Annotated in this window: 26 protein-coding genes and 2 pseudogenes; 17 read left to right on the top strand and 11 right to left on the bottom strand. The window is 69.4% G+C overall.

Features of this window, described 5'->3' with window-relative positions:
• Positions 1 to 8 precede the first annotated feature (8 nt).
• On the top strand, positions 9 to 1,712 hold the full coding sequence (locus ACFWDI_RS24980) for a serine/threonine-protein kinase (protein WP_385306984.1): 1,704 nt from the start codon (positions 9 to 11) through the stop codon (positions 1,710 to 1,712).
• 9 nt (positions 1,713 to 1,721) lie between these two features.
• Here ACFWDI_RS24980 and ACFWDI_RS24985 read toward each other — a convergent pair whose 3' ends face one another.
• Entirely contained in the window at positions 1,722 to 2,531 is an 810-nt protein-coding gene (locus tag ACFWDI_RS24985; RefSeq protein WP_385306986.1) for an SGNH/GDSL hydrolase family protein, read from the bottom strand.
• Between the two features lie 164 nt (positions 2,532 to 2,695).
• On the opposite strand from ACFWDI_RS24985, the gene ACFWDI_RS24990 reads away from it, so the two are divergent.
• From ACFWDI_RS24990 to ACFWDI_RS25015, 6 genes are all read left to right on the top strand, one after another.
• The gene (locus ACFWDI_RS24990; RefSeq protein ID WP_385306988.1) at positions 2,696 to 3,070 is read left to right on the top strand and encodes a hypothetical protein; all 375 of its coding nucleotides are present in this window, start codon (positions 2,696 to 2,698) and stop codon (positions 3,068 to 3,070) included.
• A 428-nt stretch (positions 3,071 to 3,498) separates the two neighbouring features.
• Entirely contained in the window at positions 3,499 to 4,410 is a 912-nt protein-coding gene (locus ACFWDI_RS24995; RefSeq protein ID WP_385306989.1) for a glycosyltransferase family 2 protein, read from the top strand.
• Positions 4,407 to 5,414, top strand: a complete 1,008-nt coding sequence (locus ACFWDI_RS25000) for a glycosyltransferase family 2 protein (RefSeq protein ID WP_385306991.1) — start codon at positions 4,407 to 4,409, stop codon at positions 5,412 to 5,414. The genes ACFWDI_RS24995 and ACFWDI_RS25000 overlap by 4 nt, the downstream gene beginning before the upstream one ends.
• 20 nt (positions 5,415 to 5,434) lie before the next feature.
• Positions 5,435 to 6,232 carry a polysaccharide deacetylase family protein gene (locus ACFWDI_RS25005; protein ID WP_385307109.1) on the top strand — a complete coding sequence of 266 codons (798 nt, stop codon included), beginning with the start codon at positions 5,435 to 5,437 and terminating at the stop codon, positions 6,230 to 6,232.
• A gap of 86 nt (positions 6,233 to 6,318) precedes the next feature.
• On the top strand, positions 6,319 to 7,413 hold the full coding sequence (locus ACFWDI_RS25010) for a DUF5925 domain-containing protein (RefSeq protein ID WP_327322539.1): 1,095 nt from the start codon (positions 6,319 to 6,321) through the stop codon (positions 7,411 to 7,413).
• 345 nt (positions 7,414 to 7,758) lie between these two features.
• Positions 7,759 to 8,004, top strand: coding sequence for a hypothetical protein (locus ACFWDI_RS25015; RefSeq protein ID WP_385306993.1), 246 nt, complete (start codon positions 7,759 to 7,761; stop codon positions 8,002 to 8,004).
• A gap of 32 nt (positions 8,005 to 8,036) precedes the next feature.
• Here the strand turns inward: ACFWDI_RS25015 and ACFWDI_RS25020 are convergent, their stop codons facing one another.
• Positions 8,037 to 8,411 carry a GntR family transcriptional regulator gene (locus ACFWDI_RS25020; protein ID WP_385306995.1) on the bottom strand — a complete coding sequence of 125 codons (375 nt, stop codon included), beginning with the start codon at positions 8,409 to 8,411 and terminating at the stop codon, positions 8,037 to 8,039.
• A gap of 70 nt (positions 8,412 to 8,481) precedes the next feature.
• Here ACFWDI_RS25020 and ACFWDI_RS25025 point away from each other — a divergent pair, with 70 nt between their 5' ends.
• Positions 8,482 to 9,402 (top strand): GNAT family N-acetyltransferase, encoded by a 921-nt coding sequence (locus ACFWDI_RS25025; protein ID WP_385306996.1) that lies wholly within the window; start codon positions 8,482 to 8,484, stop codon positions 9,400 to 9,402.
• Entirely contained in the window at positions 9,383 to 9,877 is a 495-nt protein-coding gene (locus ACFWDI_RS25030) for a DUF402 domain-containing protein (protein ID WP_385306998.1), read from the top strand. The genes ACFWDI_RS25025 and ACFWDI_RS25030 overlap by 20 nt, the downstream gene beginning before the upstream one ends.
• 20 nt (positions 9,878 to 9,897) lie before the next feature.
• On the opposite strand, the gene ACFWDI_RS25035 is transcribed toward ACFWDI_RS25030, so the two are convergent.
• Genes ACFWDI_RS25035 through ACFWDI_RS25050 form a run of 4 tightly spaced genes read right to left on the bottom strand, consistent with a single transcriptional unit; the run spans position 9,898 to position 13,384 of the window.
• Entirely contained in the window at positions 9,898 to 10,359 is a 462-nt protein-coding gene (locus ACFWDI_RS25035; protein ID WP_385307000.1) for a GNAT family N-acetyltransferase, read from the bottom strand.
• Positions 10,356 to 11,855 carry a tripartite tricarboxylate transporter permease gene (locus ACFWDI_RS25040; protein WP_385307001.1) on the bottom strand — a complete coding sequence of 500 codons (1,500 nt, stop codon included), beginning with the start codon at positions 11,853 to 11,855 and terminating at the stop codon, positions 10,356 to 10,358. Before ACFWDI_RS25040 ends, ACFWDI_RS25035 begins: the two co-directional genes overlap by 4 nt.
• Positions 11,856 to 11,858: 3 nt before the next feature.
• The gene (locus ACFWDI_RS25045; protein WP_385307002.1) at positions 11,859 to 12,404 is read right to left on the bottom strand and encodes a tripartite tricarboxylate transporter TctB family protein; all 546 of its coding nucleotides are present in this window, start codon (positions 12,402 to 12,404) and stop codon (positions 11,859 to 11,861) included.
• Positions 12,401 to 13,384, bottom strand: a complete 984-nt coding sequence (locus ACFWDI_RS25050; protein ID WP_385307004.1) for a Bug family tripartite tricarboxylate transporter substrate binding protein — start codon at positions 13,382 to 13,384, stop codon at positions 12,401 to 12,403. The genes ACFWDI_RS25045 and ACFWDI_RS25050 overlap by 4 nt, the downstream gene beginning before the upstream one ends.
• A gap of 130 nt (positions 13,385 to 13,514) precedes the next feature.
• Here ACFWDI_RS25050 and ACFWDI_RS25055 point away from each other — a divergent pair, with 130 nt between their 5' ends.
• Complete coding sequence (locus tag ACFWDI_RS25055; protein WP_385307006.1) at positions 13,515 to 14,198, top strand: response regulator; 684 nt, start codon at positions 13,515 to 13,517, stop codon at positions 14,196 to 14,198.
• Between the two features lie 47 nt (positions 14,199 to 14,245).
• A complete protein-coding gene (locus tag ACFWDI_RS25060; protein WP_385307008.1) occupies positions 14,246 to 14,716 on the top strand; it encodes a hypothetical protein in 471 nt (156 codons plus the stop codon).
• A gap of 84 nt (positions 14,717 to 14,800) precedes the next feature.
• On the opposite strand, the gene ACFWDI_RS25065 is transcribed toward ACFWDI_RS25060, so the two are convergent.
• Positions 14,801 to 15,700, bottom strand: a complete 900-nt coding sequence (locus ACFWDI_RS25065) for an aminoglycoside phosphotransferase family protein (protein WP_385307010.1) — start codon at positions 15,698 to 15,700, stop codon at positions 14,801 to 14,803.
• A 244-nt stretch (positions 15,701 to 15,944) separates the two neighbouring features.
• Between ACFWDI_RS25065 and ACFWDI_RS25070 the strand changes: the two genes are divergently transcribed.
• Positions 15,945 to 17,216 carry a hypothetical protein gene (locus ACFWDI_RS25070; protein ID WP_385307012.1) on the top strand — a complete coding sequence of 424 codons (1,272 nt, stop codon included), beginning with the start codon at positions 15,945 to 15,947 and terminating at the stop codon, positions 17,214 to 17,216.
• Positions 17,217 to 17,328: 112 nt separating this feature from the next.
• Here the strand turns inward: ACFWDI_RS25070 and ACFWDI_RS25075 are convergent.
• Positions 17,329 to 17,436, bottom strand: a pseudogene (locus tag ACFWDI_RS25075) (IS5/IS1182 family transposase); the annotation flags it as partial.
• Positions 17,437 to 17,713: 277 nt separating this feature from the next.
• Between ACFWDI_RS25075 and ACFWDI_RS25080 the strand changes: the two are divergent.
• From ACFWDI_RS25080 to ACFWDI_RS25090, 3 genes are all read left to right on the top strand, one after another.
• Entirely contained in the window at positions 17,714 to 18,055 is a 342-nt protein-coding gene (locus ACFWDI_RS25080) for a hypothetical protein (RefSeq protein ID WP_385307014.1), read from the top strand.
• Positions 18,056 to 18,057: 2 nt separating this feature from the next.
• On the top strand, positions 18,058 to 19,776 hold the full coding sequence (locus ACFWDI_RS25085) for an alpha/beta hydrolase (RefSeq protein ID WP_385307015.1): 1,719 nt from the start codon (positions 18,058 to 18,060) through the stop codon (positions 19,774 to 19,776).
• Positions 19,777 to 19,892: 116 nt separating this feature from the next.
• Positions 19,893 to 20,390 (top strand): hypothetical protein, encoded by a 498-nt coding sequence (locus tag ACFWDI_RS25090; RefSeq protein ID WP_385307016.1) that lies wholly within the window; start codon positions 19,893 to 19,895, stop codon positions 20,388 to 20,390.
• 238 nt (positions 20,391 to 20,628) lie between these two features.
• Here the strand turns inward: ACFWDI_RS25090 and ACFWDI_RS25095 are convergent.
• The 3 genes and pseudogenes from ACFWDI_RS25095 to ACFWDI_RS25105 form a co-directional block, all read right to left on the bottom strand.
• Positions 20,629 to 21,415 (bottom strand): annotated as a pseudogene (locus ACFWDI_RS25095) (IS630 family transposase); the annotation flags it as partial.
• Positions 21,416 to 21,503: 88 nt separating this feature from the next.
• Entirely contained in the window at positions 21,504 to 21,986 is a 483-nt protein-coding gene (locus ACFWDI_RS25100; protein WP_385307018.1) for a DUF1203 domain-containing protein, read from the bottom strand.
• 206 nt (positions 21,987 to 22,192) lie between these two features.
• Positions 22,193 to 22,465 (bottom strand): hypothetical protein, encoded by a 273-nt coding sequence (locus ACFWDI_RS25105; RefSeq protein ID WP_385307020.1) that lies wholly within the window; start codon positions 22,463 to 22,465, stop codon positions 22,193 to 22,195.
• Between the two features lie 383 nt (positions 22,466 to 22,848).
• Between ACFWDI_RS25105 and ACFWDI_RS25110 the strand changes: the two genes are divergently transcribed.
• The gene (locus tag ACFWDI_RS25110) at positions 22,849 to 23,034 is read left to right on the top strand and encodes a hypothetical protein (protein WP_385307022.1); all 186 of its coding nucleotides are present in this window, start codon (positions 22,849 to 22,851) and stop codon (positions 23,032 to 23,034) included.
• A gap of 252 nt (positions 23,035 to 23,286) precedes the next feature.
• Positions 23,287 to 24,312, top strand: coding sequence for a lytic polysaccharide monooxygenase (locus tag ACFWDI_RS25115; protein ID WP_385307023.1), 1,026 nt, complete (start codon positions 23,287 to 23,289; stop codon positions 24,310 to 24,312).
• The last annotated feature ends 65 nt before the right edge of the window (positions 24,313 to 24,377 follow it).

The following is a 24,377-nucleotide window of genomic DNA, read 5'->3' on the forward strand; positions in this document are numbered from 1 at the left end:
GGCTCGCTGTGAGCGAAGTGCCGGGCGATGAGCGGCTGGTCGCGGGGCGCTACCGACTGCTGAGCCCGCTGGGCGAGGGCGGGATGGGCGTCGTGTGGCGGGCCCGCGACGAAGTGCTGATACGCGAGGTCGCCGTCAAGGAGGTCCGCGCTCCCGCCGGACTCGGCGGTGCCGACGAGCGGCGGCTCTACGCACGCCTGGAGCGGGAGGCATGGGCGGCGGGCCGGATCTCGCACCGCAATGTGGTGACCGTCTACGACGTGGCGACCGAGGACGGCCGGCCCTGGATCGTGATGGAGCTGGTGCGCGGGCTCGCGCTCTCCGATGTGCTCGACGCGGAGGGGCCGATCACCCCGCAGCGCGCGGCCCACATCGGCGCCGAGATTCTCGCGGCCCTGCGCGCCGCGCACGAGGCGGGTGTGCTGCACCGCGACGTGAAGCCGGGGAACGTACTCATCGCCAATGACGGCCGGGTGGTGCTCTCGGACTTCGGGATCGCCATGGTCGAGGGGACCTCCAATCTCACGATGACGGGCGAGCTGATCGGCTCTCCCGAATTCCTCGCGCCCGAGCGCGCGCTGGGGCGCACTCCGGGGCCCGAGTCGGATCTGTGGTCGCTCGGAGTGCTGCTGTACGCCGCGGTCGAGGGCAACTCCCCGTTCCGGCAGAACACTCCGCTCAGCACGCTGCGCGCCGTCGTCGACGAGGAGCTGCCGCCGCCCCGCAGGGCCGGTGCGCTGGAGCCGGTCATCGCGGGGCTGCTGCGCAAGGATCCGGCGGACCGGCTCTCGGCGGCGGAGGCCGAGCATCAGCTGCGGGTGGTGGCCGCGGGTGGCGGCGCGCGTACCGCACCTCCCCCCTCCCCCGGTCCGTACAGCCCTACGGTGGCGGCCTCGCCGGCCGCACCGGCCCCGGGGCCTGCGTCGTTCGGTCCGCCACCGACGCCCGCGACAACGGCGACGACGGGAGTGCCGCGGGACCGCTCGCGGCAGGCGGCCACGGCGCTGGTCGCCGGTGTGGCGGTACTGCTTCTCGCGGTCGGCGGCCTCGCCTGGGCTCTGGTCAACAAGGGCAAGGACCTGGGCGGATCGGACAACAGCGGCAGCACGGCACCCGCGGGCGGGAGTGCCGGCACCGCCAGTCCGGGCAGCACGCCCCCGAGCAGCGGCGGACCGGACGGCGGCACCACGGACGGCGGCACGGGCGCCGGTACGGGCGCAGGTACGGGCGCAGGTACGGACGGCGGGTCGGCCAACGCAGGCAATGGGTCCAACGCGGCCACTGGCGGCAACGGCGGCGCGCACACGCCGCCGCAGAGCGTGAAGGTCTACGCCCGGACCGTGCACGGAAGTTACTCGGGCAGCTGTCCGCCGCCCGAGGCGGAGGCTCCGGCCTTCAGGGCGACGATCACGGTCGGCCGCACTCCGGCGGCTGTCGAGTACCGCTGGGCGACCAGGAGCGGGGAGAGCTCCGACTCCGGCTGGAAGACGCTGGACTTCGGGGCGGGGGGCGGCAGGCAGCAGCAGGTCAACCACATCGAGCTGACCTACGAGCCGAACGGGACACACCACGACCAGATCCGGGTGGAAATCCGGAGTCCGGTCGAGGTGCGCTCCAACTGGATCGACTTCTCGGTCACGTGTGCGCAGGAGACCCCGACGGACGGGGGCTCCTACACGGCCAACACATACGGAACGACAGGGTCGGGCTGACCGTGACGGTCAGGCGTGGGAGGTGAAGACGGGCAGGTAGCCGCCGGACTGTCCGGACGAGGTGGGGTGGTAGGACTCGCTGATGTTGAGCCAGTTGAGGCTGTGCAGCCAGGCCGACCCGGAGCAGATCTCGTGTCCGTTGAAGGCGGGTGCGACATCCGCGAAGTCGTAGCCGTGGTCGGCGGCGCGCTTCGCGATGGCGGCGTTGAGATAGTTCGCGGCCCCGTTGATCGCGGACCGTTCGTTCTCGCTCAGTCCGGCGATGCAGCTGCCGCCGAGCTTGTAGAAGCGGGGGTAGCCGAGGACGACGACCTGGGCCGCCGGTGCCTTGGATCTGATCGCCGAGTAGACCGAGTCGAGCTTGCCGGGCAGGGTCGAGTCGACGTAGCTCTTCGCCTGGTTGATCCGGTTGATGCAGCTGGACTCGGACTGCAGGACGCAGGTGGTCATGACGTCGGAGAAGCCGGCGTCATTGCCGCCGATGGTGATCGAGACGAGGTCGGTCGCGGAGTTGAGGGGGCCGAGCTGACCGGCCGTGACATCACCCGTACGAGCGCCCGAGCAAGCGGTGAACCCGAACGACGAGGGTGAATGCGCGGCCGCCCAGAGTTTGGGATAGGCACGGCTGCTGCGCTTGCAGTTGCCGCTTGCGCTGTCGTAGCTGCCGGCCCCGAGACCCGATGAGTAGGAGTCGCCGAGGGCCACGTAGTCGAGCGCCAGGGCGGTGTCCGACGCTTGCGCCTGGCCGGCTCCGGTGAGAGCGAGTACGGCGCCGAGGAGGAGTGAGGATGAGAATGCCGCGATTCGGGACAGTTTCATGGAACCTCCCTTTAGCAGGATCTCTGCCACAACTTTCGTAGCAGGCCCCATACTTCACCGGAAGTGTCCATGCCAAGACTTTTCCGTGAGAACTTCTTGACGGAGCGTCGGCGGCTGCGCAGCATTGAGACCTGGCATCCGACGCCTTGGGGGGTAAGTCGGTCATGCAGAACTTCGGAGACAAGCCGACAGCTGTCCGGACAGACCTGCTGCCGGTGCTCGCGGGCATCGCGGTCGCCATCTCGGGGGTGGGCGTCGCGCTGGCGCTCGCCGACGTCCGGTCGCCGCTGCGCGCGCCGTTCATCCTCTTCTTCCTGTTCGCCGGACCGGCCTGCGGCATCGCCGCGGCGCTGTCACGGCCGGCCCCGGCTGCCCGCGCCACCACTGCAGCGGCCGGGGCGCTCGTCATCGATCTGCTGGTGGCTCGGACCAGGTCGTCCCCGCACACCCTGACGGTCGGCGGAGGGATCATCGCGGTGGCCGCGATCACCGCTCTGCTCTTCCTCTGGGCACTGGGCCGGCGAATGCGGAAGCCGTAACTCATCAACCCGGCAGATCGATTGACGAAAGGGATCAAGAAGATCCGATCGGGACGGTTCCACATCTGACCACCGAAGTGGTACCAAAAAAGTAAAAAAGCGGGGTCATGTCCCAGGTCTTGCCATACAGTCCTAATCATCAATACCGTCGTACATCCACCCGCAACGGTTCATCATGCAAAGCGGCTCTAGGGGAGGGCTCAAGCGTCGCGATGGATCCGGAGCGGGGCGCGGTAGGGGGGTGCCGTGCTCGGTTTTCGCGCTCATTCCGAGCCGTACACCGCGCGGCCTGTTTTGCCAGCTCACCCAACCAGGCAGGGAGCGTTATGCCGTCATGGCCGGGGTGAGAAGTACCCCCCTTTCAAACCGGAAACTCATCCGGACTGCCCGGGGGCGGGCGGTCCACCGGTGGAGAGGGAAACAGACTCATGAGCTCAGTCCTGCGCCCGGCCGCTCCGGGGCAAGATCCGTTCACCGAACCGTCGCACCACGCACCGTCGCACCACGAGGACAGCGCCGAAACAGCCGTTGATCCGGAAGGACCGGTGCGCGGAATCGGCCGAATATCCGCCACCTACCGCCCGATCTCCTCGCATCTCGCGATCACTCCGCCCGTGAGCGTCGTGATCCCCGCAATGAATGAGGCGGAGAATCTTCCGTACGTCTTCAAGACCCTTCCCGACTGGATTCATGAAGTCGTTCTGGTCGACGGGAATTCCAGCGACAACACCGTCCAGGTCGCTCGCGAACTGTGGCCGGACGTCAAGGTCGTGAAGCAGGTCGGCAAGGGCAAAGGGGATGCCCTCATCAGCGGATTCGCCGCCTGCACCGGCGACATCATCGTGATGGTCGACGCCGACGGTTCGGCGGACGGCCAGGAGATCGTCTCGTATGTCTCCGCACTGGTCTCCGGCGCCGATTTCGCCAAGGGCTCGCGTTTCGCCAACGGCGGTGGCACCGACGACATGACTCCGATCCGCAAGCTCGGCAACTGGGTGCTGTGCGCGGTCGTCAACGCCAAGTTCGGGGCCCGCTACACCGATCTCTGCTACGGCTACAACGCCTTCTGGAAGCACTGCCTGGACAGCATCACGCTGGACTGCACCGGCTTCGAGATCGAGACCCTGATGAACATCCGGGTCGTCAAGGCCGGGCTGCGGGTCCAGGAGGTCCCCAGCCACGAGTACCTCCGCATCCACGGCGTCAGCAACCTCAGCGCCGTACGGGACGGACTGCGGGTCCTCAGAGTGATACTCAAGGAGAAAGGCGTGGGAAGAGCAGCCCGCCGTCGTGCGTCGGCGACGCTCAGCCTCAGGATTCCGCGGGGAGAGGCGTCTTGAGCGACCGCGCCTTCTCCGTGGTGATCTGCGTCTACACCGAGGACCGCTGGGAGGACATCCTGGCGGCCGTCGACTCGGTACGGGCCCAGTCACTGCCGGCTCTCGAGACGCTGCTCGTGGTCGACCACAACGCGGCGCTGCTCGAACGGCTCGGCAAGGAGTACAAGGAAAGCGCGGCAGACGGTGAGGAGGTGCGGGTGCTCGCCAACGCGGGCCCCCGCGGCCTCTCCGCCGGCCGCAACACGGGGATCGCCGCCGCCCGCGGCGAGTTTGTCGCCTTCCTCGACGACGACGCCGTGGCCGAGCGTGACTGGCTGCGGTACTTCGCCGAGGGGTACGACGACCGGCAGGTGATGGCCGTCGGCGGGCGGACGATGGCCGCCTGGGCATCGGGCCGCCGACCGGTCTGGTTCCCCGAGGAGTTCGACTGGGTCGTCGGCTGTACCTACCGGGGGCTGCCGCCCGGCAAGGTACGCGTCCGTAACGTCCTGGGCGGCAACGCCTCCTTCCGGCGCAGCGCCTTCGACGCCTCGGGCGGCTTCGCCACGGGGATCGGACGGGACGGTGACAAACGGCCGCTGGGCTGCGAGGAGACCGAGCTGTGCATCCGGCTCGCCAAGGCGCTGCCGGACGCGGTGCTCCTGATCGACGACCGCGCGGTGATCCACCACAAGGTGCCTGCCGTCCGGGAGCGGTTCGGCTACTTCCGCACCCGCGCCTACGCCGAGGGCCTCTCCAAGGCGCTCGTGGCCCGGAGTGTGGGCGCGGCCAGGGGACTCGAGTCCGAGCGCCGCTACACCACGCGGGTCCTGCCGGCCGGAGTCGTGCGCGGGCTGCGCGACGTGCTGCTGGGGCGGCGTGGCGGTGCGGGCCGGGCGGGCGCGATCGTCACCGGGGTCGCGGCGGCGGCGGGCGGCTATGTGGTGGGGAGCGTGCGGGCCCGCCGGGGCGGCGCCACGTTCTCGTCCGGTCCCCTTGCTGCATCGCGAGGTGAACCCGAGTGAACCAGCCGGTGCCCATTCTGATGTACCACGCGGTCGGACACCGCCCGGCGAAGGCCGCGTACGGTCTCTCCGTTTCGCCCGACGCCTTCGCCGAGCAGATGGAGCTGCTCGGCGAGCGCGGGTTCACGCCGGTCACCACCGCGCAGCTGGGCGCTGCCTGGCGGTCGGGCGGCGGCCCGTTGCCGCGCCGTCCCGTGCTGATCACCTTCGACGACGGTTACGAGGGTGTGCACCGGCACGCCCTCCCCGCCCTCGCCAAACACGGCTTCGTGTCGACGCTGTTCGTCTCGACCGGGTGGCTGCGCGGCGCCTACGACGAGGGCGGTGCGCTCGACACCATGCTCGACTGGGACCAGGTGCGCGAACTGGCCGCCGCCGGCACGGAGATCGGCGGCCACACCCACACCCATCCGCAGCTCGACCAGCTCGACGACGGCCGCCTCTGGTACGAGACGGTCCGCTGCCGGGACATCATCGCCGACGAACTGGGCACCGGGCCGGTCTCCTTCGCCTATCCGTACGGCTACTCCAGCCGCCGGGTACGGCGTACGGTCCGCGCGGCCGGTTTCGCGCAGTCGCTCGCCGTGGGCAACGCACTCGCCGTGCGCCGGCAGGGGCCGTACGCCCTGGAGCGGGTGACCGTGCGGCGCGGCACGGACATCGAGGAGTTCGAGCGGCTCGTCGTCGGCAGATCAATCGCCCGGAACTTCGCCAAGGACCGTGCGATGACCAAGGGTTACGCGCTGGTGCGCGGGGCCCGCAGGACGGGCGGGCTGCTCCGCCGGGCCGGTGGGCGGCTCCGCCGGCCCGGTGGCTGATGCCGGAACCGGCCGCCGACCGGCCCCGGGCGCGCCACCGGTCAAAACACCGTGCGCTCAGCGGCCCCGTGCCGGATCATGGCCGCATGTCTGCCAAGCCTCAGGACGCTCTGCCGATCCGGCTCAACGTCGACGACAGCGATTCGCCTTCGGATGTCATCGACGCGCTTTTCCTCGGCCGCTTCGCGACGGGCGAGCAGCCGTACTCCCACAGCTCCACCATCGACCGCGTCAAGCCCGGCGCCACGCTGCTGCCGCCGGCCGCCTCCGTACTGCGCTCCGCGCGCGACGACGACCGCAGCGCCACTCTCGCCGAGGGGGACGGCTGGACGCTGCTGGTATCCCGCTGGAACCGGGGCGCCGACGTCACCGTCACGGCGGTCAGCTCCGAGCTGGCCGAAAAGGTCCTGGGCCAGGCGACGGACGGCGCCCACGACGAGCCGGAACCGCAGCCGGAGAACGTCACCATGGGGTTCTGGTACGTCTCGCCGCGGCGCGGTCCGCACCGCACCACGCGCCAGATCGCCGCGGGCACCTGGGAGGAGGTCCGGCCCAACTACACGGCGCCGGTGGCCGACGCGATGGACCAGCTGATGAAGGTCACGCCGGACGACATCTCCGGCCGGCTGCTCCTCCTGCACGGCCCGCCGGGCACCGGCAAGACCTCGGCGCTGCGGACCCTGGCCCGCTCCTGGCGTGACTGGTGCCAGGTCGACTGCGTACTCGACCCGGAGCGGCTCTTCAACGACGTCGGCTATCTGATGGACATCGCGATCGGCGAGGACGAGGGCACGTCGAAGGGCCGCTGGCGGCTGCTGCTGCTCGAGGACTGCGACGAGCTGATCCGCGGCGAGGCCAAGCACACCGCGGGCCAGGCGCTGTCCCGGCTGCTGAATCTCACGGACGGCCTGCTGGGCCAGGGCCGTAACGTCCTGGTGGGCGTGACGACCAACGAGGACCTGGAACGCCTCCACCCGGCGGTGGTCCGCCCGGGGCGCTGTCTGGCCCGGATCGAGGTGGGCTCGCTGACCCGCAAGGAGTCGGTGAACTGGCTGGGCACGGAGGAGGGCGTGGGCCGCGAGGGCGCGACACTGGCCGAGCTCTACGCACTGCGCCGCGGCAGCAGCCCGGCCTCGGTCCCGGCCCAGAACGACGGCGCGGACGCGGGCTTGTATCTGTGAGCAGGGGTGGTGCGTCGTGAGCGCGACGCACCGCTGTCGTACGGCGTGAGCGTGACGGCGCGAGTACGGTGCACCCGTCGGCGTACCGCGCGAGCACGGCGCCCGCCGGCGTAGCGGAGCCGGACGGCGCGGGTATGAACGCCGCGTGCACGGCGCCCGATGGCGTAGAGCGGAGTCGGACGCGCCGCGACTACGAACACCGCGTGCACGCCACCTGGCCGGCATACGGCGAAGCCGGACGGCGCGCGTACGGTGCACCGTCGACGCACCGCGCGAGCACGATTGACGTGAGTACGGCGCCCGCTGGCGTAGAGCGGAGCCGGACGGCGCGGGTATGAACGCCGCGTGCGCGGCACCCGCTGGCATACGGCGAAGCCGGACGGCGCGAGCACGGACGGCGCGAGCACGGACGGCGCGAGCACGGACGGCGCGAGCACGGACGGCGCGAGCACGGACGGCGCGAGTGCGACGTCTGCTGACGTACGGCGGAGCCGGACGGCGCGGGTGCGCCGCCGCGCCTTCGTATGGCGAGAGCACCGTCGGCGCGAGCCCACAGCCGCGCCACCGCTCAGCGTGGGCCCGGACGCGTGAGCCCGGGGCCCGCAAGTGGCGGCGGACTCCTCCTACTTCCCGTACGCCGCGCGCAGCGCTTCCTCCACCGCCGACTGCGCGGCGGCGCGGGTCAGGCCCAGGCGGTGCGCCTGCTCGGCGTACGCCGCCGCGGCCGCGGCCGCCCGGCGCTCGGCCGCGTCGCCCGCAGCCGCGATGAACGTGCCGTTCCGGCCTCGGGTCTCGATCACTCCGTCGGTCTCCAGCGCGCGGTACGCCTTGGCAACGGTGTTGGGGGCGAGACCGAGGTCCTCGGCAAGCCCGCGCACAGTCGGCAGTTTGTAGCCCACCGGCAGTGCGCCCGACCGCGCCTGCTCGGAGACCTGGGTACGCAGCTGTTCGTACGGAGCGACATCCGCATCGGCATCAATGGCGATCTTCAGGGTCACCCGCCGATTCTCTCTCACCGCCGGAAAATGAGAGGCGACGCCACCCGGCGGGCACGTACCGTCCCTACCCATGACCTTGATCGTCCGCGATTTCCGCCTCGCTGACGCCGCATCGGTGTCCCGCGTCAGGCGTGCCGCGCTGCCTTACATGGTGACGACACCCGAGGCCGTCGCCTTCGGTGTGCAGTCCGCCAACCCCGCCAAGAAGTACCGGTTGTTGATCGCCGAGAAGGACGGGGAGATCATCGGCACGGCCCATGTCGGCATCGCGTACGACTCCGGTGAGCCGGGTCAGTCGTTCGTCACTCCGCACGTCCACCCGGAGCACCGTGGCCAAGGCGCGGGTGCGCTGATTCTGCGCGCCGCCGAGGAGCATCTGACGGCCGAGGGCGCGAGGACCGTCTATGCCTGGGTGATGGACGAGCCGGAGTCCCGCGCCTTCGCGGAGAAGCACGGCTACCGGCCTACCCGTCCGGCCCACTTCCAGCGTCTTGACCTGGCGAACGGCACGCTGCCGCCGATGCCCGAGCTGCCCGCGGGCGTCGAGCTGCGTACCGCCGCGGACTTCGAGGCCGATCCGCGGCCGATGTTCAGGGCCGATGCCGAGGCCACGTCGGACGAGCCCAGCGACATCGGCGCGGAGTTCGACGACTACGACGACTGGATCACCCACACCTGGAACAACCCGCTGCTCGACCGCGATCTGAGCACGGTCGTGCTCGTGGGCGGCGAGGTCGCTGCCTTCACAGCGGCCCACTCGGACGGCAGCACCCGCTATATGTCCGGCATGACGGGCACGCTGCGCGCCCACCGCGGGCGGGGATTCGCGAAGCTCGCCAAGACCGACTCGCTGCGCCGCGCCCGCGCCGCGGGCTACAAGGAGGCGTTCACCAGCAATGACGCGGACAATGGCCCCATGCTGGCGATCAACAAGTGGTTCGGCTACGAGATCTGCGCGACGGAGGTACGTCATGTCCGCACCCTCGGTTGAGGTGCGGCTGGTCAAGGCCGGCCGGACCAAGATCCGCTATCCCGCCGAGCTGGTCGAGGACAACGGCGACCGCGTCACGGTCCGCGCGCCGTGGGCGGGTGCGGGGACGCGCGACTTCGGCTTCGTACGGTTCGAGCCCGGTGATGTCTTCACCGAGTACTACTGGCGGGACCGCTGGTACGCGGTGAAGGAGGTCCGCGCCGGGGACGGCACGCTGAAGGGCTGGTACTGCGACATCACCCGCCCTGCCCTCCTCGACGGCGGCGAGCTGGTCGTCGAGGACCTGGACCTCGATCTGTGGGTGTCGGCGGACCTGTCGTCCGTACTGCGCCTGGACGAGGACGAGTTCGAGGAGAGCGGCCTCGCCACCCGTGACCCGGAGGCGGCGGACCGCGCCGTCCGGGCACTCGACGAGCTCGAACTCCTCGCCCGCGACGGCGAGTTGACCGGACCGCTCGGTCACACCGGCTCGTAGGCCGCACTCGCGGGGCTCACTCAGTGGCCCGATGGCCGGACCGGCGACTTGCGGTAGTGAATCCGGTCGTACGGTCCGTCCACGCGCCGTTCCACCACCTCGTACCCGTACCGCGGATAGAGCTGCTGGTTCTCCCACATCAGCGCGTTCGTATACAGCCGGATCTCGCTCAGGCCCAGCTCACCCGCGTACTCCTCGGCAAAGATCAGCAGCCTGCGGCCGAGTCCCGTGCCATGGGCGCCCGGATGGACGGCGATCGACTCCAGCAGCAGATGGCCGGCCTCCGGGACCAGGACGATGACTCCTTGAACCGGATCGCCGACCACGAACACCCGCCCCGCCGCCACCTCGGCCGTGTGGTCCGCCTCCATCGGGGCAGGCACGACGCCGATCCGTTCGATGTAGTGGTGGTAGGCCGCATCGGTCACGGCCTTCACCAGCGGTACGTCGTCCAGGGCGGCGGGACGGATGTCATCGGTCATGCCGATACGTTACGGCGGCTCCGTACGATCAGCTTCCTCAGCCAGGGCCACGCCACCAGAATCAGGATCACGGCGTACACCGTCACTGAGAACGGCGTGTTGACCAGTCCGCTGACGCTGCCGTCGCTGATCTGCAGCGCACGGCGCAGCTGCTGCTCCGCGGCCGGGCCGAGAATGACTCCGATCACCGCCGGCAGCACGGGAAGTCCGTACCGCCGCATACCGAAGCCGATCAGACCGATGATCAGCAGGATGACCAGGTCGAGTGCCTCGCCGCCGACCGCGTACGCGCCGACCGCCGCGAAGAACATGATTCCCGCGTAGAGGTACGGGCGCGGGATGCGCAGCAGCTTCGCCCAGACCGGCGCCAGCGGCAGGTTCAGCGCGAGCAGCAGCACCATGCCGACGAAGAGCGAGGCGATCAGACCCCACACCAGGTCGGGCTCGCGCTCGAAGAGCAGCGGTCCCGGCTGGATTCCGTACTGCTGGAAGGCGGCCAGCATCACGGCCGCGACGGCGGTCGTGGGCAGGCCCAGCGTCAGCATCGACACCAGGGTGCCCGCCGCCGAGGCCGAGGCCGCCGACTCCGGTCCTGCCACACCCTCGATGGCGCCCTTGCCGAACTCCTCCTTGTGCTTGGAGAGCCGCTTCTCGGTGACGTACGAGAGGAAGGTGGGGATCTCCGCGCCGCCGGCCGGGATCGCGCCGAACGGGAAGCCGATGACGGGGCCGCGCAGCCAGGACTTCCAGGTGCGCCTGACATCGGACTTGGCGAGCCAGGGCCGGCCGACCGGGATGGCTTCTCCGCTGCTGCGCCGCAGATGGGCCGCGACCCACAGTGCCTCGCCGATCGCGAAGAGACCGACCGCGACAATCACGACGTCGATGCCGTCGGCGAGCTGGAGCGAGCCGAAGGTGAGCCGCTGCTGGCCGGTCATCTGGTCCAGGCCGACGAGGCCCAGGGTCAGACCGATGAGCAGCGACGCGAGCCCGCGAATACGGGACGAGCCCAGTACCGACGTCACCGCGACAAAGGCCAGCACCATGATCGCGAAGTAGTCGGGTGCGCCGATGTCCACGGCCAGTTCGGCGACGGTCGGGGCGAGTAGGACCAGCAGGATGGTGCCGATCATGCCGCCGGCGAAGTGTCCGACGGCGGCGGCCGCGAGGGCCTGTGCGCCGCGTCCGGCCTTCGCCATGGGATTGCCTTCGAGGGCGGCGACCACGGCGGCGCTCTCACCGGGCGTGTTGAGCAGGATCGACGTCGTGGAACCGCCGAACATCGCGCCGTAGTAGATGCCGGCGAACATGATGAACGCGCCGGTCGGTTCGAGTCCGTACGTCACCGGCAGCAGCAGCGCCACCGCCATCGCCGGGCCGATTCCGGGCAGTACGCCGATTGCCGTGCCGAGCAGCACGCCTATCGCCGCCCAGAGCAGATTGACGGGGGTCAGCGCCGTACCGAAACCGTCGATGAGGGAGTTGAGAGAGTCCATCGGCTAAAGCACTCCCATCAGCGGGCCACCCGGCAGCGGAACACCGAGCAGGTTGTTGAAGACGAGGTAGGTGACCAAGGAGAGGGCCGCGGCGATCAGCGGATCGCGGTCGACGTGGCGGCTGCCGAGGGCAAAGGCGGCGCCCCAGAAGAGCAGGGCTCCGGCGATGGGGAAGCCGACCGGACCGACGAGTACGGCGAAGGCGAGGAAGACGCCCGCGAGGAGCAGCACCGTACGCCAGTCGCTCGGTTCACTCAGGTCGATGTCCTCGCCGCCCTCGGCCTCGCCGCGGCCGCCGCGCAGTACGTCGACGGCGAGCAGTGCGGCGACGATCAGCAGGCCGATGCCGACGACGACGGGGACGGTCCTGGGACCGACGGGCCCGCGCTGCGTCATGTCGACATCCATCGTCAGCGCGTCGGTGAGGACGAGCACGCCGATGACGAACAGCAGGGCGCTGACGCCGAGTTCGGAGTATTCGCGCAGCCAGTCCGGCCAGGAGCGGCGCACGGCCGGCGCTTCGGTCTCTGTTCCGGTATCTGTCGTCACAGCCCGAGCTCCTTCAGCACCGAGTCCACGCTCTTGTCCTGTTCATCCAGGAAGTCACCGAACTTGTCACCGGCCAGAAAGGCGTCGTCCCAGCCGTTCTTCTTCATCGACTCCTTCCACTGCCGGGAATCGTGCAGCTTCTCGACGAGGCCGACGAGCTTGTCGCGCTCGGCGCCGGAGAGGCCGGGCGGGGCGACGATGCCGCGCCAGTTGGTGAAGTCGGTGTCGAGTCCGGCCTCGCGCAGGGTGGGGGCGTCAAGGCCCGGGACGCGCTCGGGTCCGGTGACGGCCAGCAGCCGCAGCTCGCCCGCCTTGATCTGGTCGAGGTACTCGCCGACGCCCGAGACGCCGAAGGCGACCTTGTTGCCCAGGATGGATGCGAGGAGCTCCCCGCCGCCGTCGAAGGGGATGTAGTTGACGGTCTTCGGGGCTATCCCGGCGGCCTGCGCCATCAGCATCGGCGCGAGATGGTCCGGGCCGCCGGGCGAGGATCCGCCGCCGACCGGCAGCTTTCCGGGGTTCTTCTTCCAGGCCGCGAGGAGATCCTGAATGGTCTTGTACGGCGAGTCCTTGCTCACCACCACGATGTCCTGCTCCTCGGTGAGCCGGGCGATAGGGGTGGTGTCGGCGAGGGTCTTCGGCGACTTGTTGGTGTGTACGGCGCCGACGACACCGAGGCCCATGGACATGGCGAGCTTGCCGTTGCCGTGCTCGCCGACGAGCCGGGTCAGACCGACGGTGCCGCCGGCGCCCGGCAGGTTGAACACCTCGATGTTGTGGGTGAGTTCGGCGTCCTCGGCGTTCTTGGCGGCCGTACGCGCAGTGATGTCGTAGCCGCCGCCGGGCGTGTTGGGGACCATGAAGCGCAGGCCGGGGATCTGCGTACCGGTGTCGGAGCCGCTGCCTGCGGTGAGCAGCGGCGGCCCCACGAGCACCAGCAACGCCGCCCCGAGCAGGGCGAGGGGAGTGCGCAATCGCACGTGTGCCGCCTTTCCGGGAGATGGGGAGAGGTGTGACGTGGCCCACATGTTGCCTGCGCGTTAAGAAGCTGTCTCTCTTCCGGAATCAACGGACGTTGTGGTCCTTGTGGTCGCGGCTTAGCGTGTCGGCGTGACGAAGGTGCTGGTGGTGGACGACGACTTCATGGTCGCCAAGCTGCACAGCCGCTATGTGTCGGCGACGGAGGGCTTCACGGTCGTCGGGGTGGCGCACTGCGGCGCCGAAGCGCTGCGCGCGGCCGAGAGGCTTCGGCCCGATCTCGTACTGCTCGACATCTATCTGCCCGATATGGACGGGATCAGGGTGCTGCGGGAGCTGCGCGCGGCCGAGGAGCGCGACGGACGCGCTTCCGTGGACGCCCTGTTCATCACGGCCGCGCGGGATGCGGGACTTGTGCGGGCGGCACTGCGCGCGGGCGCCCTCCACTACCTCATCAAGCCCTTCAACCAGGCGGCACTGCAGGAACAGCTGCGCCACGTGGCCTCGCTGCGCTCCCGCCTCGACCGCCTGGGCGAGGCGCGCCAGGAGGACGTCGACCAGATCTTCGGCACGCGTCCGCCGGGCTCCCGCGAACTCCCCAAGGGCCTCGCGCCGCACACCGCGGAACTGGTGGAACGGATCCTGCGGGAGCACCCGGGCGGTCTTTCGGCCACGGAGTGCGCGGAGGCGGGCTCACTGTCGCGGGTCAGCGCGCGGCGGTATCTGGAGTACTTCGTGGAGACGGGTCGGGTGGAGGTGACGCTGCGGTACGGGGGGACGGGGCGTCCGGAGCGGCGGTACCGGCGGATCGGCTGACCTGCCTGGTGTTTCATGGGCAGAAGAGTCTTCGAGGGGGCATTGCTGTGGCTGGGGAAGTGTGGGCATCGGTCTTGTCGCTCACGGGTGTTGTACTCGGCGGTGGGCTGACGGCCTTCGCCCAGCGCGCCACCCAACGGTCCGCCGAGCGAACGGAGGAACGGAGGCAGTCCGCCGCCACCGCGGAGGTTCGCCGGGCGGAGCAGCTGCAGGCGATCAAGGAGTTCATCGCGTGCGCCCAGGACGCCGAACGGGCCGCCTATCGCCGTCCCGAGCCGTGGGGTGACGACGAGGAAGGCTGGATGACACACACGCAGGCCGTCATGACCTCACTGTGGACCGCGGAGCGGACGGTGGTGCTGCTCTGCGACGAGACCCTGCAGGCACCCGTTCACGTCTACGGCCGGGCGCTCAACCAGGCGGTGTGGCGAGAGATCGACGGCACCGAGGTGAACGAGCACCTCGAGGCGAGCAAGACCGCGTTCATGACTGCGGCGCGGACGAGCATGGCCGCCTGAGCCGCACCACGCGCCCGGAGCGCCTGGAGCGCCGCCGCCCGCTGGTCCCGCTCCGATCCGATCGCGGTCCGATCGCGGTCCGCCTCATGGGGCGTGCTCGTGATCGGCGAGCACTTCGTGGATCACGTGTCGCGCGGTGGCCGCCATCACGGGATTCGAGTCCCGGTAGTACGGAAGCTCGATGAGCGCGATCGACAGCGCCCAGCCGCGACCTCGCGCCCAGGTCGCGTCATCGACCCGCAGGCCGGTCCGGAAGACGTCCCTCGTGTCGGCGGTCAGCAGGCTCCACGCCACGATCAGGTCGACGGCCGGATCACCCACGCCCAGGCATCCGAAGTCGATGACGGCGCTGAGCTGTCCACGGACGGTCAGCAGATTCCCGGGTTGCAGATCTCCGTGGACCCATACGGCAGGGCCAGGCCACTCGGGGGCCTGCAGGGCCAGATCCCACGCGGCGGTCGCCGCGTCGGTGTCGATGATTCCGTGCAGTTCCCGGATCGCGGCGCGCGTCGGAGCGTCTCGCGTCGCCAGGGGTACGCCGCGGTCCGCAGGAGGCCCGTCCACGGGTTCGATCCGGTGCAACGCGGCGACGAACTCCGCCAGATCCTTTGCGAGCAGGCCGGGTTCGGCGATGCGGCCGACGGCCGGGGTCTCGCCGTCGAGCCAGCGGTAGACGGACCAGGGCCAGGGGTAGCCCTCGGCGGGCATTCCCTTCTCGAGCGGGACGGGAATGGCAACCGGAAGCGGCGGGGCAAGCCGCGGCAGCCACTCGTACTCCCTCTCCACGTCAGCGACGGCCCACTCGACGCGTGGGAGTCGTACGGCCATGTCCTCGCCGAGCCGGTACATGGCGTTGCACGTCCCGGCGGAGTCGACCAACTCGACGGGAAGGTCAGCCCACTGCGGAAACTGCGCGGCGAGTAGTCGGCGCACAAGAGATTCGTCGATGTCCGCCTCGTCGGCATGCATCTTGCCAGCGCACATGAGCACCTTCTGAAACGGGAGTGGCGGGTGGCTGATGTCGGGGGCAGGCCAACCTCCGCGACTCGGCCCGATCGCGCATCACCCACCAACACCAAGATTTCCGATTGTAGGACCAGGCAACCTGGACGGCCGACTCGTCCTCCTAAAGACCGCATGGGCGCACAGACATTCTGTCGGCATCGGTCGCAGACGGTCCCTGAACGCTGCCCGTTGATACGAACAGACGCGGGAGCGGGCAGCAAGAATGCAGGAACGTACAGCACCGTCGGCCAACAAGCGGCTGCTCAGCGTGGACTCTGCCCGCGCCGTCGCCGTGTTCGCCATGTTCGCCGCGCACATCGGCCCCCCGGTGAAGCCCGAGGGCGCGGGTTACCTCCTGGTCGCGTTCGACGGGCGCGCGCCCGCCATCTTCACCCTGATCGCGGGTCTCTCCCTCACTCTCTCCCGCGGCGGCACAAAGCCCCGCACGCAGCCGACCGGGGCGCTGCGCGGCACCCTCATTCGGTGTGCCGTGCTCGCGGCGCTCGGGTTGGCGCTGACGGAGCTGAGGTCGGGGATAGCGGTGATACTCACGTTTTTCGCGCTGTATTTCCTGGCCGCCGAGCCGCTCGCCCGCCTGCGCACCCGCGCACTGATCGCGGTCGCCGCAGTCTCCGTGGTCCTCGGTCCCGTCCTGTCGTACGCCCTGGGGCCGTACTTCGGTTACCGCATCATCGGTCGCGGCCGCTACCCCGGCTTCGAGGCCGTCACCAGCTGGTCCGGATTCGGCGACGCGCTGGATACGCTGCTGCTGTCCGGCGCGTACCCCTGGCTGACCTACTTCCCTTACGTCGTCGTCGGCATGGCACTGGGCCGGGTCGCAAACCTGAGCCGGCCCGGCATCGCCGGCCGCCTCATCGGTTGGGGAGCGCTGACCACGCTCGCCGGGCACGGGCTGTCCGCGCTGGCTCTGGGGCCCGGCGGCGGGCGCGAGGTGCTGCTGCGGGCCATCGCCCACAGCCACGCATTCGCTGTGAACGGCCCCGATCCGGTGCAGGCCGTGCTCGCCAAACAGGCGGGCGCGATACCCAGCACCTCCTGGGCCTGGCTGTTGGTCGACGATCCCTACAGCCAGACGCCCTTCGAGACTGTCGCCAACATCGGGTTCAGCTGGGTACTCATCGGCCTCGCCGTGGCCGCCTGCCGCCTTCACGTGCTCGAACTGCTCCTGCGCCCGCTGGCCGTCGTCGGAACGATGGGCCTGTCGGTGTACACCGCTCACGTCCTCGCGCGGGCCGAGCTGCAACCGCAGCACGGTTGGCCGGCCCTGGGCGCGTTCTGCGGCGTCTCGCTGGTGGGGTGTGTCATCTGGGCGTATGCCTTCCGCGCCACTTCGCTCAGGCGCGGGCCGCTGGAATGGGCCCTTCAGGCAATCACGCCGAACCGGAAGGCACCGGCTCCCGAGAGCGGAGCGAGGCCGGAGGCACCCACTCCCGAGAGCAAAGCGACCCTGGAGGCATCCAGCCCGCGCGGGTGACGCGGCACGGGCCGCCCCGACCGTCGTCAACTTCGCCACCGGGCCTCCGGGTTCCGGGCGAAAGGGCGCCCGAGCCCGACCCCGGCCGCCTGCGCGACGCGGGCGCCGGGGCGTGGATCACCCGCCGGCGACACTGCCAACGTCCGCCCCGCCCGCGGCTCTTCGGCAGATGCGGTTCCAACCGAGCCCACTCGTCATCCGAAAAATCACCCCGCCCCACAGTGACCGGAACGATCCACCATCAAATGCGTCACACGACCCATCGGACACGGCCCAGGAGTTGCGGGAGTAGACGGAGTGGCCCCGCCGAGGGCGGTGAACTCGGTGTGAAGGGAAACGAGTTCCGGGAACTTCCCGGCCGTCTGACCTCGCCGCGCCCTCGGGCAGGCGTAACCCGCCTCCCGGGCACCCGCGGTGCGTCCGCGAATCGCCACCTCGGTAAACTGCTGCGCTACGCATGCGTGACAGCGACTGCGGAGATACGGGGGGCGGGACACATGTCGATGCCGATTGGTGGGACCGGCGGGTTCTGGATCAAGTCGGGCGAAGTACAGAAAGCCGGGAGCGCCGCCCGCAAGGTGGCCGAGGACATCCCCGGAGAGGTCAAGACCTTGTACACGCCCACCGATACCGCGGTGGCCGGTCTGTCCGGGTGGCAGACCGCCACGGCGCTCGATACGTGCGTCGAAGCATGGGCCAAAGCGCTGAAATCGCTCGGCGGGATGGTGGAGGGCGCCGGGGATGCCGTCATCACTTCGGCGAAAGGCTTCGACAGCAAGGACGAGGAACGCAAGCGGGAGTTCAACGGCATTCTGCCGCCCACCGCCGGGAGGCGGTGAGCATGCAGATCGCCACACTCAGAGACGCGAAACCCCAGGAATTGACCGATGCGGGCGACGCCTGGGACAAACTCGCGGAGCGGTTCGGCAAGCACATCGAGGACTGCGGCAAGTATCTGAACCGCCGCCTCAGCGCGGAGAACTGGGGCGGGCTCGCGGCCGAGTCCGCCGCCGACCGGCTCGCCCGGATGCAGCGGTACTTGGGGGTAGCCAAACAGGAACTGGACGCCGTGGGCACCGTCCTGCGAGCCGCGGGCGAGGCGTTCCTCACGTACCAGGGTCGCCTCAAGGAAGTACTGGCCGAGGCGGCGGAAGCCGGTTACACCGTGGGCGCGGACGGGTCCGTGACCGCCCCGGAAGTCAGCACGCGGAACATGCCGGCGGACGATGTCGCCGCCCTGCGACGCAGCCAGACCGATCGGGCGCAGGGGTACGCGGACCGGATCGGGGACGCGCTGAGCGCGGCGGAGACCGCTGACAAGGAGTACGCGGCCGCGGTCAAGCTCTTCACGGATGCCGCCAACCGGTGCGCCAAGGGCGACTGGAGCGTGCACATCATCGAGACGGCCACCGCGAACGGCCTCCATCAGGAGTTGCTGGCCGAGCTGGGCATGCCCGGCGAGAAGGCGTCACCGAAGGCCGTGCGCGACTGGTGGGAGGACCTGTCCCCCAGCCTTCAGGCGGAGCTGATCGCCGACTATCCGCAGGAGCTGGGCAACCGGGACGGCATCCCGGCCGATGACCGGGACCGGGCCAATCGGACGTATCTGCCGATGCTCCTGAACAGCCTGGAGGCCGACTACGCGGGCGCGTCGGGGGACCGCGCAGAGGCCCTGAAGGCGAAGATCGAGGGCGTGAAGGGCATCCAACAGCAGCTCACGGCGGGCGGTGAGCCCCGTCCGTATCTGCTGGGCATCGGCTCCCAGGGCAACGGCCGCGCGATCGTGTCGTTCGGCAATCCGGACACCGCGAAGAACGTCTCGGCGTATGTACCGGGGCTGAACACGCGGCTGGAGGAGCACTTCGCGTCCGCGGACGTGAAGCGGGCCCGTGACGTGGCGATCGCGTCGCGCGACGCCGACCCGTCGAGCACCACCGCATCCCTCGTGTGGCTCGGCTACGACGCCCCACAGTTGCGCGGTGTCGGACTGGACGCGACCGACGTCATGTTCGACGACAACGCCCAGGCCGGCGCCCCGGCCTACAACCAATTCCTCCGCGGCATCCAGGCCACCCACGAGGGTGGGGACCCCCATATCACGGCACTCGGTCACTCCTACGGATCGCTGACCGTGGGCCAGGCCAGCCAGCAGCCCGGTGGCCTGCCCGCCGACGACGTCATCCTCGTCGGCAGCCCGGGCGTCGGCGTCGACAGAGCGAGCGAACTGGGCGTGGGGGCGGACCACGTCTACATCGGCGCCGCCGAACATGACCAGGTGACGAAAATGCCGCCCCGGAACCCACTGGAGTACATGGCCCCCGGCAGCGAGTTCGGTGATCGGAAGCTTGCGTTCGGCACGGACCCGTCCAGCCGTAACTTCGGCGGCCATCACTTCGCGGTGGAACCGGGCGAGGACACGGGATTCGCCGGTCTCCTCACCGGCAAAACCCCTGCACACTCCCACTACTTCGATCCAGAGAAAGGACCCACTTCCTTGCAGAACATCGCCAACGTCGTCACAGGACACGGGGACAGCATCCAGGTGACGGAACCGCGATGAAACGATCAGCGACCATCGTCCGATTCACCGTCTCGCTCGTGATGGCGGTATCACTGGCGGGGTGCGGACCGGACTCACCGTCGAAGGACCGGACGCCTGCAGCAGAGGAATCAAGCATGGACATGCAGCACGCCGGGGAACGGGCGGAGGACATCCTTGACGCCACACTGAACGCGATCAAGCCACCCGTGAAGTGGGACTACAACACGCCGAACGAAGTTGCCTGCAGCACCGGACTGAACCTGCCGACCGGCAGTACCTCGGTCCACCGCAACCGCTACATCTCCACCAAGATCTCGGAGCAGCGACGCGGCAGCCTGCTGGGTGTGGTGCAGCGCCACTGGGAAGCGCAGGGCTTCACAATCACCAGCGTGAACTCCGACCGGGCCATGCCCACGGTCAATGCCAAGACCTCGGACGGCTTCACTGTTTCCCTCGGGGTCGGCGCCATAGGCAACGTCTGGCTGCGTGTTACTTCGCCGTGCGCGGCGAAGTCCGAACTGACCTTCCCCGAGGGAACTCCCGGCAAGCCCGGCGGTCCCAGCGGCCTGCCGGACCTGACCCCGCGCGACGAGTCCCCGTTCTGGTCGTCCATCGAGCCGGTCAAGCCCTAGGCAGGGCAGCCCGATCAGCTGATGTCGCGGACCACCATCCCCGACTCGTGCACCCTGGATGACCAGCGATCTTTTCCGTCTCACCGTATCTTCACCGGGCTGGTGGCTCGCTACGCGTCCAGCCGCCTTCCAGCGCCGCAAGCGCCCACGGCTCCGAGCGTAGTTCCTCTCTGATCGCTTTATCGAGTTCACGACGCAGCGGTGCTACGTGCTCGGACCAGCGCTCGTGGTTGTTGGGACGGAGGATCATGCAAAGTGCGCGGACACGGTTGGCTGTCCCGCGGACCATGTCAGCCACTTTGTCGCTCGCCACCATTGCAACCTCATGGGCCGGACTCCGTGCGGGCGGGTGTAGGTCGCCCGCCGCCGCGGGCGGGGCTCGCGATCGGGGACCTTGTGCGTGCCGCCGCGTTCGGCCCATTGCTGGCCGGGATGGGGCTGGAAGTTGAGCGGCCCGAACTCGTCCAGACAGAAAACGACTTCGGGCTCGCCCTCGTCGGGTATGACCTCACGGGCGGCGATCGCGTAGAGGTGCTCAACCCTGGCCTTCTTCGTGGCGTAGTCGGGATCGCGTGAGGTCTTCCAGGTCTTTAAGTTGAAAGGAGACGCCTTCCTCGCGGAGCAGGACGCGCAGGCCCTCGTGGCTGATGTCGTCGACCACCGCCTCGGCGACCAGGAAGTCCGCCGGCTTGGTCAGGCTCCAGGCCGAGAACGGCAGGCCGTGCTCGGCCGGCCGGGACTTGGCGATCTTCTTGATCTCGCGGCGCTCGGGCAGCATGAAGGTCTTCGGCCGTCCGCCCCTGTACTTGGGGTAGAGGGAGTCAATTGTGGACCACGTCCCGGACCCGGTCCGCGCTGGTGAAGGTAACCTCCGCGATCTTCGCCATGGTCATGCCCTGCGCGGACAGCGGCACCCTCTGGGCCCGCCGCCAAGTCACCACCGACCCGGTGCCTCTGCGGATGATCCGCAGCAGCCGCCTGCCCTCATCGTCGTTGATCTCACGCACCCGCACTCGCTCGGCCATGTGCAGAGTGTGGACGATCGCATCGGCCGCAGCGGGACCGCGGCCCATCGGCGCGACTGTTGCGGACGCCGGCCGGTGCGACCCCGCCCTATCCGGCGCGGGTGATCGTGAACATGTAGCAGCCCCAGGCGACGTTGCGGCTGTGGACCTGCACCACGTCAGGCTCCGCGAGCAGCTCAGCGATGGCTCCCTCTGGATCCTGGCCGTCGTGCACTCTGGTCGCGTCGTGGATCCAGCCGCGAGCATCGTATGCCCGCAGCACCTGCGGACGTCCGCGCCAGTCCGGCGGACAGCTGTTGACGTCGGCGGGTCCCGCGCAGGGGGCAGCGTGTGCGAGCACGGCGCCGACCTCACGGTAGGGGGTGGCCGGGAGCGGCGGCTGGTAACCGAAGAGCAGCAGGTCTTCGCCGGACTCGGCGTTGCGCAGACAGCAGCGGAGGGGTTCGCCGCCCTCGGCGGTGATGCGCTCCACACGATTCCCGAAGGCGTCGACTCCACTGGCGCGCACCCTGTCCAGCACCTCAGCGGGCAGCGCACGGACGCGGAAGGCGATTGTCGATGTCGTAGTCATGCACCCAGACTCTCGACTCGGCATTGATCGCGCTGGCGGATATCAGACGTCACGTTCAAAGCAGGACGCGCAACCCCGCCCAAAAGCGCAAAGGTTGCCGCGGCGGTGGCCACGGACGCAAGGCCCTGGTGCAGTACCTGCACTCCGACGTCCGGGACTTCCTGCACGGCCGCTTTCCCGACGAACGGGTCAGGCGCGAGATGTTCTCAGCCGCCGCCGAGCTTTCGTACCTGTCCGGGTGGATGGCATTCGACAACGGTGAGCACGCCGTAGCCCAGAAGTACTTCGTCCTGGCCGTGAAGCTCGCCGCGCGAGCCGACGACGCCCCCCTGTCCGGGCACATCCTGCGGGCCATGGCCCACCAGGCCATCGATCTCGGCTGCGCTCGCGAAGGTCTCCAGGTCGCGGAGGCTTCCGTGCACGGCGAGCGGTACGCAGCCGCCACCCCGAGGGAGCGGGCCCTGCTCGGTCTGATCCACGCGCGCGGTCTGGCAGCGAACGGGAAGAAGCAGTCAGCGGCGAAGGCACTGTTGCGCGCCGAAGACGACCTGGCCGCGGCGAGCGACGGGATACAGGAGCCGAACCGAACCTTTTTCTTCGGCGAGGCTGCACTTGCGCACGAGACGGCCTGCACACTGCGGGACCTGGGCGACCGGCCTCGGGCCATTCGGGAGTTCCGCCACTCCGTCCGCACCCGCGGCGCAGCCTTCCGCCGTACCCATGCGGTAACCCTCGGATACCTCGGCACGACGCAGATCGCCGGCGGCGAGCGTCGAGGAGGCATGCGCGACCTGGGGCAGCGTCCTGGATGCGATGGAGGACGGGATCTACTCCGGGCCGAGCCCGCCAAGCCGTCGTCGACATGCGACACCTGCTCTCCCCTTACCGACGCCGCGGCATCCCTGCCGTCACCGCACTGGACGCCCGCGCACAGGCATCACCCGACGACGTCAAGGACAACCGGCTGCACTACGTCTACAACTTCCTTGGCAGCGAGGAGCAGCGGATCAGCGCGACGGAGGTCCCCCTGGACGACTACGGACGATGACCCCACCTCCACCAGGGGGCCGGCATCCTCAACGCTGCCGTTTCCTGAGCCCCTCCTTACCGCCTCCTTAAAACCACCATAAGGATCGCCATCACCCCCTCCCAGCAGGCGATTTCGACGTTCCGAGCGGCTAGCTTGCTGATCGCCGGGGCCGGTTCGAACAGTCGGCGCAGTAGGTCCTACGGGGGGCCGCACCGCCCGTTCGAGCCTGCCTCGGGTCCCCCCATATGCCGCTTGAAGGAGAACGTCACCATGACCGCTCGCCGTAAGGCCGCCTCGGTCGCCGCCCTTGGGTTCGCACCGTTCGCGTTGGCCGGGCTGGCTGCCGCTCCGGCCGTTGCGCACGGGTCGATGACGGACCCGGTCAGCCGGGTGTCCGCCTGTTTTGCCGAGGGGCCGGAGAGCCCGGACTCGGCAGCCTGTAAGGCGGCGGTCGCGGCCAGTGGGACGCAGGCCTTCTACGACTGGAACGAAGTCAACATCGCCAACGCCGCTGGCAACCACAAGCAGTTGATCCCGGACGGCAAGCTGTGCAGCGCGGGTCGCGACAAGTACAAGGGCCTCGATCTGCCCCGCGTCGACTGGCCGTCGTCCAAGCTCGCCTCCGGCAATCACACCTTCCACTACAAGGCGACCGCCCCGCACAAGGGTTCCTTCGAGCTGTATCTCACCAAGGACGGTTACGACCCGTCGAAGGCCCTCAAGTGGTGGGACCTGGAGGAGAAGCCGTTCGCGAAGGTCACCAACCCCAAGCTGATGAACGGTGAGTACGTCTTCGACGGCATCGTCCCGAACAAGTCCGGCCGTCACCTGATCTACTCCATCTGGCAGCGCTCGGACTCCCCCGAGGCCTTCTACACCTGCTCCGACGTCGTGTTCGGCAAGGACAACGGCAGCGCGGGCGGCAGTGCGGCCCCGGTCGCCTCCGCCCCCTCCGACAAGGAGATCGCGGAGGGCACGGACAAGTCCACGGTCGACCACAACGGCCATGGCGGCGACGAGCATTCGGAGCACTCGGCGGCTCCGGCCACCCCGGCCGAGCAGTCGGACGAGCAGTCGGACGAGCAGTCGGCCGGCAACGCTCCCGATGCCAATGGCGCCGCCGAGCCCGCCGTCGCGCCGGACGCCCGCAGCGAGAACCTCGCCGAAACCGGCGGCGACAGCAACACCCCGTACATCGCCGTCGTCGGCGCCGCCGCCCTCGCCATCGGTGCCGCCGCGATGTTCGGCACCGTCCGCCGTAAGGCCACGGCCGCCGGCGGGCGCCACGGCCGCTGATCGTCAGCACGGGAGAAACGACTGCGGTCCGCTCCCCCGAGGGGAAACGGACCGCAGTCGCTCGT

The organism is Streptomyces sp. NPDC060064 (genome assembly GCF_042736455.1).
Lineage (GTDB): Bacteria > Actinomycetota > Actinomycetes > Streptomycetales > Streptomycetaceae > Streptomyces.

What these genes read in the sequence shown, in the direction of transcription:
- ACFWDI_RS25040 (WP_385307001.1), bottom strand. Translation starts at nt 11,855, where the DNA reads ATGGACTCTCTCAACTCCCTCATCGACGGTTTCGGTACGGCGCTGACC.
- ACFWDI_RS25110 (WP_385307022.1), top strand. Translation starts at nt 22,849, where the DNA reads ATGCGACACCTGCTCTCCCCTTACCGACGCCGCGGCATCCCTGCCGTC.
- ACFWDI_RS24995 (WP_385306989.1), top strand. Translation starts at nt 3,499, where the DNA reads ATGAGCTCAGTCCTGCGCCCGGCCGCTCCGGGGCAAGATCCGTTCACC.
- ACFWDI_RS24985 (WP_385306986.1), bottom strand. Translation starts at nt 2,531, where the DNA reads ATGAAACTGTCCCGAATCGCGGCATTCTCATCCTCACTCCTCCTCGGC.
- ACFWDI_RS25070 (WP_385307012.1), top strand. Translation starts at nt 15,945, where the DNA reads ATGCAGGAACGTACAGCACCGTCGGCCAACAAGCGGCTGCTCAGCGTG.
- ACFWDI_RS25100 (WP_385307018.1), bottom strand. Translation starts at nt 21,986, where the DNA reads ATGACTACGACATCGACAATCGCCTTCCGCGTCCGTGCGCTGCCCGCT.
- ACFWDI_RS25010 (WP_327322539.1), top strand. Translation starts at nt 6,319, where the DNA reads ATGTCTGCCAAGCCTCAGGACGCTCTGCCGATCCGGCTCAACGTCGAC.
- ACFWDI_RS25005 (WP_385307109.1), top strand. Translation starts at nt 5,435, where the DNA reads ATGTACCACGCGGTCGGACACCGCCCGGCGAAGGCCGCGTACGGTCTC.
- ACFWDI_RS25085 (WP_385307015.1), top strand. Translation starts at nt 18,058, where the DNA reads ATGCAGATCGCCACACTCAGAGACGCGAAACCCCAGGAATTGACCGAT.
- ACFWDI_RS25115 (WP_385307023.1), top strand. Translation starts at nt 23,287, where the DNA reads ATGACCGCTCGCCGTAAGGCCGCCTCGGTCGCCGCCCTTGGGTTCGCA.
- ACFWDI_RS25030 (WP_385306998.1), top strand. Translation starts at nt 9,383, where the DNA reads ATGTCCGCACCCTCGGTTGAGGTGCGGCTGGTCAAGGCCGGCCGGACC.
- ACFWDI_RS25090 (WP_385307016.1), top strand. Translation starts at nt 19,893, where the DNA reads ATGGACATGCAGCACGCCGGGGAACGGGCGGAGGACATCCTTGACGCC.
- ACFWDI_RS25025 (WP_385306996.1), top strand. Translation starts at nt 8,482, where the DNA reads ATGACCTTGATCGTCCGCGATTTCCGCCTCGCTGACGCCGCATCGGTG.
- ACFWDI_RS25065 (WP_385307010.1), bottom strand. Translation starts at nt 15,700, where the DNA reads ATGTGCGCTGGCAAGATGCATGCCGACGAGGCGGACATCGACGAATCT.
- ACFWDI_RS25035 (WP_385307000.1), bottom strand. Translation starts at nt 10,359, where the DNA reads ATGACCGATGACATCCGTCCCGCCGCCCTGGACGACGTACCGCTGGTG.
- ACFWDI_RS24990 (WP_385306988.1), top strand. Translation starts at nt 2,696, where the DNA reads ATGCAGAACTTCGGAGACAAGCCGACAGCTGTCCGGACAGACCTGCTG.
- ACFWDI_RS25080 (WP_385307014.1), top strand. Translation starts at nt 17,714, where the DNA reads ATGTCGATGCCGATTGGTGGGACCGGCGGGTTCTGGATCAAGTCGGGC.